Genomic DNA, 6,265 nt, shown 5'->3' on the forward strand with positions numbered 1-6,265 from the left:
CAGTATCTCTATGAAACTGCGCTTCTCTTTTCTTGATCCCAAGAAGGAGCACCCTATGTTGCAGACGTTGCAAAAAGCAGCGCGCGCTCTAACGCTCTTCACACCAATGCATCCTGAATGGAGCGTTGGTGAGATGGCAAAAGCACTAGAGCTACCCAAATCGAGTGTCTCAGAATTGCTAAGTAGTCTGGCAGAACAGAACCTCTTGCGACGGGTCGGGCCGGGTCGCTATCGTTTGGGATGGCGCCTACTTGAACTAGGGCAGACACTGCTCAAAACGACAGAGTTCCGAGAGGAAGCGCGCACGGTGATGCAAGAGATGGTCGCAACATGGGGTGAGACAATGCACCTGGCCGTGCTCGAGGCAGGAACAGTTGTCTATCTGGAAAAGTTGCGTGGTCAACAGGGGTTACAGGTCGAGCTATCAGGGATTGGAGTACGTCTACCGGCACACTGCTCAGGAGTAGGTAAAGTCTTGTTGGCTTATCAACCTTGGTCTGAAGTCTTGCGTGTCGTTGGTAATGAGCAACTCTATCCATTTACCCCCAACACGATTACGTCACTCGATGTTCTTGCCGAAGAGCTGGCACGTGTTCGCCAACGCGGGTATGCTTACGATCTCGAAGAAGTTTCTATCGGACTCTGCTGTGTCGCAGCACCAATACGTGATTATGAAGGGCAGGTTATCGCCGCCATCAGTTTTTCAACACCGACTCATCGCTTTCGTACCCATCGCGAACAATACACACGTGCCATTATTGAAGGCGCACAGCGTATCTCGGAGCGACTGGGTTACTACGGAGGAACGTCTGCATGCAAGCTGACAAAATCAAGGTCGCCATCCTCGGTTCCGGCAATATAGGAACCGATCTTATGTACAAACTTCTCCGCCAATCAGGAGCAATGGAACTAGCGATGGTTGCCGGTATCGATCCCACTTCCGAAGGGTTGGCGCGAGCGAGGCAGCTCGGTATTCCAACAGCTACTAACGGTATTGAAGCTATTCTAGCCGATCCCGACATTCGGATTGTCTTCGATGCTACCAGCGCCAAAGCCCATGTACGTCATGCCAGGCTCTTACGCGAACATGGTCGGGTTGCGATTGATTTAACCCCTGCAGCACGAGGACCATACGTAGTGCCACCGGTTAATCTCGGTGCCCATCTTGAGGCGCCAAATGTGAATCTCATTACCTGTGGAGGACAGGCTACTATCCCGCTCGTCTACGCCGTCAGCCGGGTTACTTCGGTACGGTACGCTGAAATAGTGAGCACTGTAGCGAGTCAATCAGCTGGACCGGGGACACGTCAGAACATTGATGAATTTACGTTTACCACGGCGCGTGGTTTGGAAGAAATCGGGGGCGCTCGTGAGGCGAAGGCTATCATTATTCTGAACCCAGCTCGTCCGCCAATTTTGATGCGCAATACAATCTATGTCGTGCCAGAAGGTGATTTCGACGAAAACGCAGTACGCGATTCGGTAGCTCAGATGATCGCCGAAGTGCAACAGTATGTCTCCGGCTACCGCTTAAAGAATCTCCCGGTTATCGAACAGCGTACAACACCGTGGGGGAAACGACCGGTTATCATCATGTTACTTGAGGTAGAAGGCGCTGGTGATTTTCTGCCCACCTATGCCGGTAATCTTGACATTATGACTGCCGCAGCACAACGGGTTGGTGAACTCTTCGCACGCCATCTGTTATCGAAACTAGAGGTACCCGTATGAAAACACCCCGCCTGACTGATACAACCTTACGTGACGGCTCGCATCCGATGCGTCATCAGTTTACTCGCCAGCAAGTGGCTGCAATTGTGCAAGCTCTTGATCGGGCCGGTGTTCCGGTAATTGAGGTCAGTCACGGCGACGGATTAGCCGGTTCTTCGCTCCAATACGGATTTTCGCACACGTCAGAATTTGATCTGATCGAAACCGCTCGTAGCAATGCTGAACGTGCTCGGATCGCAGCGCTTATGCTGCCGGGAATCGGTACCCGTCGGGAGTTAAAAGAGGCAGCGGCCCGTGGTGTACAGATAGTTCGGATTGCGACGCAGTGTACAGAAGCAGATATTTCTGAACAACATTTCGGTCTGGCAAAAGAATTGGGATTAGAGACGGTTGGCTTTTTGATGATGGCGCATATGCGTTCTCCGGAAGAGCTGGTCGAGCAAGCTAGATTGATGGAGGCATACGGCGCCGATTGTGTCTATATTGTTGACTCCGCCGGAGCAATGCTGCCCCAGGACGCAGCAGCACGTGTCCGCTCCCTGAAAGCAGCTCTGTCGGTGCAGGTTGGCTTCCATGCCCACAATAATCTGGGGCTAGGCGTAGCCAATACTCTGGCAGCCCTCGAAGCAGGGGCCGATCAGATTGATGGTTGTTTACGTGGATTAGGTGCTGGCGCCGGAAATGCAGCAACTGAATTGCTGGCAGCAGTACTTGACCGGTTGGGTATGAATCCTGGTCTTGATGTGTTTGGACTCATGGACGCGGCTGAGTATATCGTCGCACCGATCATGCCGTTTCAGCCTTTTCCTGATCGCGATGCTATTACCATTGGCTATGCTGGTGTTTATTCAACATTTCTGTTACATGCCAAGCAAGCTGGTGCCCAATATAACGTTGATCCGCGCGAAATCCTGGTTGAATTGGGTCGCCGCCAGGCTGTAGCCGGTCAGGAAGACTGGATCATCGACGTAGCTCTCGATTTGAGCCGCCGACGGCAATCAAGTACGCAGAGGGGGCATTTGTATGAGTAAACAAACAGCAATGACTTCGACGCCCCAGGCTATCGACGCACGCCTCTTTCGCACGACGATGGGTTGTTTTGCTACCGGCGTAACGGTTATTACCACTGTCCACGAGAATCAGATACATGGCATGACAGCTAATGCGTTTCTGTCAGTCTCGCTCGATCCGCCGCTCGTGCTCGTTTCCATAGGATGCCACGCACGCATGCACGGTATGTTAGCACTTGGTCGTCGCTATGGGGTAAGTAAATTGAGCGAAGACCAGGAATATATTAGCCGACACTTCAGTGGGAAGACAATACCTGATTTCCAACCATCATTTATCTGGCAAGTAGATACACCACTACTGGCAAATGCACTGGCACATATCGTGGCACGCATTATTGACGTACATCCGGCTGGCGATCATACTCTCTTCATTGGTTTAGTTGAATACCTAAACTATCGCGAAGGGCGTCCACTCCTCTTTTTTCGCGGTCAATACGGTAAAATGGCTGCGGTCTCATCGTGAGCAGCGCCAACGTATTTTCCACGAGATGACATTCGACGGAATAAATGTATGGCTCAACAGGTGATGACCGGTCTCCATACAACAAACTTCCACCAGCAAGGATCACTCGATGCCCCGGCGATCCTGTTTATTCACGGCTCTGGTCCCGGTGCAAATGGCTGGTCAAACTGGCATCTAGCCTTGCCAGCGCTGAGTGATCGGTGGAATTGTATTGCTCCTGATCTGATAGGCTTCGGCGATAGCCAGCATCCCGATCCTGCACCAACTGAGATTCGACGTTGGATGCGACTATGGATCGATCAGATGTTAGCACTTATCGATACCCTGGGTTTAAAGCAGGTCGATTTAGTTGGTAATTCAATGGGTGGAGCAGTAGCACTCCATCTTCTGATGGAAGCACCACAACGGTTTCGGCGAGTAGTCCTGATGGGTTCGATCGGTGCTCCATGTCAGCTTACCCCAGAACTCGACCGCTTGTGGGGTTTCTACGACGACCCTTCAGCAACATTACTTGCTCAAGCAATCCGCTGGTTTGTGTATGATGACACCTTTGTGCAAGACCGTCTTGACGAGATTGTCCGCGTTCGTTATGCGGCAGCAATGCGCCCTGACATTCGCCGTTCATACACATCAATGTTCCCAGCGCCTCGTCAAGCGCATCTTGATGCCCTAGTTGTACCTGATGCAGCCCTACGTCGAATTACGCATCCGGTCTTACTCATACACGGCCGCGATGATGCTATTGTCCCACTCGATACGAGCTACTATCTGCTTGAGCGACTGCCCAATGTCGAACTACACGTTATTGGACGCTGTAGCCACTGGACCCAAATTGAGCATAGCCATCGTTTTCATCAGTTGGTGAGCGCATTCTTTGCCGAGCAATGAGGATGAAGATGATGCTGCTTTTACGCATTACGATGCTCGAAGGGCGGAGTACAGAACAGAAAACGGAACTAGCTCGTGCACTCGCGAAAGCCGCCGCGACAGCATTTCAGGTACCATTGGAAGAAGTGCGTCTTATTATCCAGGAAGTACCGCCAACGCACTGGATGGTTGGCGGTACATCGATGGCAGAGTTACGTCGGCAGCATACATCCTCAGAACAATCGTAGAAAGCAAGTACGACACAACTATGGAAAACAAGATGGATTTGAGCGCTGCTGAGATAATGCTGGCTCAGGCGATCAGTAAAGCGCGTGTGATGCGCCAGACGATTAGCGGTCGAAACACCACTTGGCAGGTCGATCTTGACGGTGCCTACCGTATCCAACGCGCTCATTACCCTGATGCTCAGTGCATCGGTTATAAACTCGGTCTGATTAGCCAGGCAAAACAGCAGCAAATGAGTCTGGAGCAACCGATTTACGGTCGTATTACCCGATCAATGATCTACCGGCAAGAAGTGAGCTTAAACAACTTTATTCAACCGCGCCTGGAGCCAGAATTGGCTATTGTACTGCGCCATAGTATCCCTGCGGGCGCCACACCAGGCGTGGCAATGCGCGCCATTGGTGGTATCTTCCTTGGGGTAGATATCCTTGATAGTGTGTGGACGGACTATCGCTTTAGTGCGACGGAAGTTGTAGCTGATAATGCCTCAGGTGGTGGTTTTTTGCTTGGTGAACGTTTACTTGAACAGATACCAGACGGCGACCTATCGCTCTACCTGAACGGTGAACTCCGCACCTCTGGCCCAATTGCTGCACTCGGCAACATCGAACAACAACTCTGTTGGTTAGCCCAAACGGTAGGCGAACTAAAAGCTGGTCAAATCGTCTTTCTTGGCTCACCGGCTCAGGCCATACCGGCAGTAGCAGGGGTTGTTGAAGTCGTTTGTGGGAGTAGTATCCTTCAGGTACAGTTAACAGGAGTAGTCTAATGGATTACCCTTTTTTCCATGTCAGTCACTATATAAATGGTCAATTTATTGATCGTGGACCAAGATTTGATATTTACTACCCGGCAACCAATTACGTCATTGGTTCGGCGCCAGAGGCTGGCGCTGAAGAGGTAGATGCCGCTGTACAGGCCGCCGTTCGTGCCTTTGGTCAATGGAGTCGCATGTCGTCAGCCGAACGGCGCGTACTCCTTAAACGGTTTGCCCAGCTCATCCGTGATCACGAAGCTGAACTGGCAGCAATCGAGACATGGGATGTTGGACGTCCAATTGCCGAAAATAAAGCTGGTTATATTGCCCGAATCGCAGCCAACATCGAATTCTTTGCCGATTTTGCTGTTACCCATGGGAGTGAGGCTTATCCGATGGATAACGGCTACATCAACTACGTGCTCCGCCAGCCGGTCGGCGTTGCCGCTTTGATCACACCTTGGAATATTCCCATGTTACAGGCTACCTGGAAGATGGGGCCAGCACTGGCCTTTGGCAATACCGTTGTTTTAAAACCAGCAGAGCTGACGCCTATTGGCACCTGGCGTCTAGCACAATTAGCGCATGCTGCCGGTATACCTCCAGGAGTGATCAATGTTATTCACGGGTTTGGACCCGATTCGGCTGGCGCCCTTCTAACAAAGCATCCCGACGTCAAACTTATCTCTTTTACCGGCGAAACAACAACCGGTACGATCATCATGGCGGCAGCGGCACCAACCCTCAAACGAGTCTCTTTTGAGCTTGGCGGAAAGGGTGCCAACATTATCTTTGCAGATGTTGATCTTGAGCGTGCTGTTTCGATTAGTTTGCGTTCCTCGTTCTTCAATCAGGGAGAATTTTGTCTCGCCGGGCCACGGATACTCGTTCAACGACCGGTGTATGAAGCCTTCCTCTCGCACTTCCGACAAGCTGCAGCGCAACTTACAGTTGGCAATCCGTTTGATCCTGATGTACGGGTTGGCGCACTTATCTCGCGTGAGCATTTCACACGTGTCAGTAACTATATCGATCTGGCTAATACTGGTGGTGCCAGTGTTATATTGGGAGGTACTCCACCAGTTCTGCCTGAGCCTTTCGCACAGGGTAACTTCCTCCAACCGACCATCA

At 51.5% G+C, this 6,265-nt stretch carries 8 protein-coding genes; all 8 read left to right on the forward strand.

The features are described 5' to 3' along the window. Positions 1–55 precede the first annotated feature (55 nt). Positions 56–862 carry an IclR family transcriptional regulator gene (locus JE47_RS0112495; RefSeq protein WP_031460094.1) on the forward strand — a complete coding sequence of 269 codons (807 nt, stop codon included), beginning with the start codon at positions 56–58 and terminating at the stop codon, positions 860–862. Continuing rightward, on the forward strand, positions 814–1,731 hold the full coding sequence (locus JE47_RS0112500) for an acetaldehyde dehydrogenase (acetylating) (RefSeq protein WP_031460087.1): 918 nt from the start codon (positions 814–816) through the stop codon (positions 1,729–1,731). Before JE47_RS0112495 ends, JE47_RS0112500 begins: the two co-directional genes overlap by 49 nt. Beyond that, positions 1,728–2,762: a 4-hydroxy-2-oxovalerate aldolase gene (gene dmpG / locus JE47_RS0112505; RefSeq protein WP_031460088.1), complete on the forward strand. Its 1,035-nt coding sequence runs from the start codon at positions 1,728–1,730 to the stop codon at positions 2,760–2,762. Before JE47_RS0112500 ends, dmpG begins: the two co-directional genes overlap by 4 nt. Then, on the forward strand, positions 2,755–3,264 hold the full coding sequence (locus JE47_RS0112510; RefSeq protein ID WP_031460089.1) for a flavin reductase family protein: 510 nt from the start codon (positions 2,755–2,757) through the stop codon (positions 3,262–3,264). The genes dmpG and JE47_RS0112510 overlap by 8 nt, the downstream gene beginning before the upstream one ends. A 48-nt stretch (positions 3,265–3,312) precedes the next feature. Continuing rightward, on the forward strand, positions 3,313–4,152 hold the full coding sequence (locus JE47_RS0112515) for an alpha/beta fold hydrolase (protein WP_031460090.1): 840 nt from the start codon (positions 3,313–3,315) through the stop codon (positions 4,150–4,152). 8 nt (positions 4,153–4,160) lie between these two features. Beyond that, entirely contained in the window at positions 4,161–4,379 is a 219-nt protein-coding gene (locus tag JE47_RS0112520; RefSeq protein WP_236631229.1) for a tautomerase family protein, read from the forward strand. A gap of 32 nt (positions 4,380–4,411) precedes the next feature. Continuing rightward, the gene (locus tag JE47_RS0112525) at positions 4,412–5,146 is read left to right on the forward strand and encodes a 2-keto-4-pentenoate hydratase (protein ID WP_031460092.1); all 735 of its coding nucleotides are present in this window, start codon (positions 4,412–4,414) and stop codon (positions 5,144–5,146) included. Next, positions 5,146–6,265, forward strand: a 1,120-nt coding sequence (locus JE47_RS0112530; protein ID WP_031460093.1) for an aldehyde dehydrogenase family protein, incomplete at its 3' end; no start/stop codon positions are given. The genes JE47_RS0112525 and JE47_RS0112530, both read left to right, overlap by 1 nt.

Source organism: Chloroflexus sp. MS-G (assembly GCF_000735195.1).
Classification (GTDB): domain Bacteria; phylum Chloroflexota; class Chloroflexia; order Chloroflexales; family Chloroflexaceae; genus Chloroflexus.

Excerpts from the sequence above, each read along its gene's own strand:
- JE47_RS0112495 (WP_031460094.1), top strand. The coding sequence starts at position 56 with ATGTTGCAGACGTTGCAAAAAGCAGCGCGCGCTCTAACGCTCTTCACA.
- JE47_RS0112500 (WP_031460087.1), top strand. The coding sequence starts at position 814 with ATGCAAGCTGACAAAATCAAGGTCGCCATCCTCGGTTCCGGCAATATA.
- dmpG (WP_031460088.1), top strand. The coding sequence starts at position 1,728 with ATGAAAACACCCCGCCTGACTGATACAACCTTACGTGACGGCTCGCAT.
- JE47_RS0112510 (WP_031460089.1), top strand. The coding sequence starts at position 2,755 with ATGAGTAAACAAACAGCAATGACTTCGACGCCCCAGGCTATCGACGCA.
- JE47_RS0112515 (WP_031460090.1), top strand. The coding sequence starts at position 3,313 with ATGGCTCAACAGGTGATGACCGGTCTCCATACAACAAACTTCCACCAG.
- JE47_RS0112520 (WP_236631229.1), top strand. The coding sequence starts at position 4,161 with ATGATGCTGCTTTTACGCATTACGATGCTCGAAGGGCGGAGTACAGAA.
- JE47_RS0112525 (WP_031460092.1), top strand. The coding sequence starts at position 4,412 with ATGGATTTGAGCGCTGCTGAGATAATGCTGGCTCAGGCGATCAGTAAA.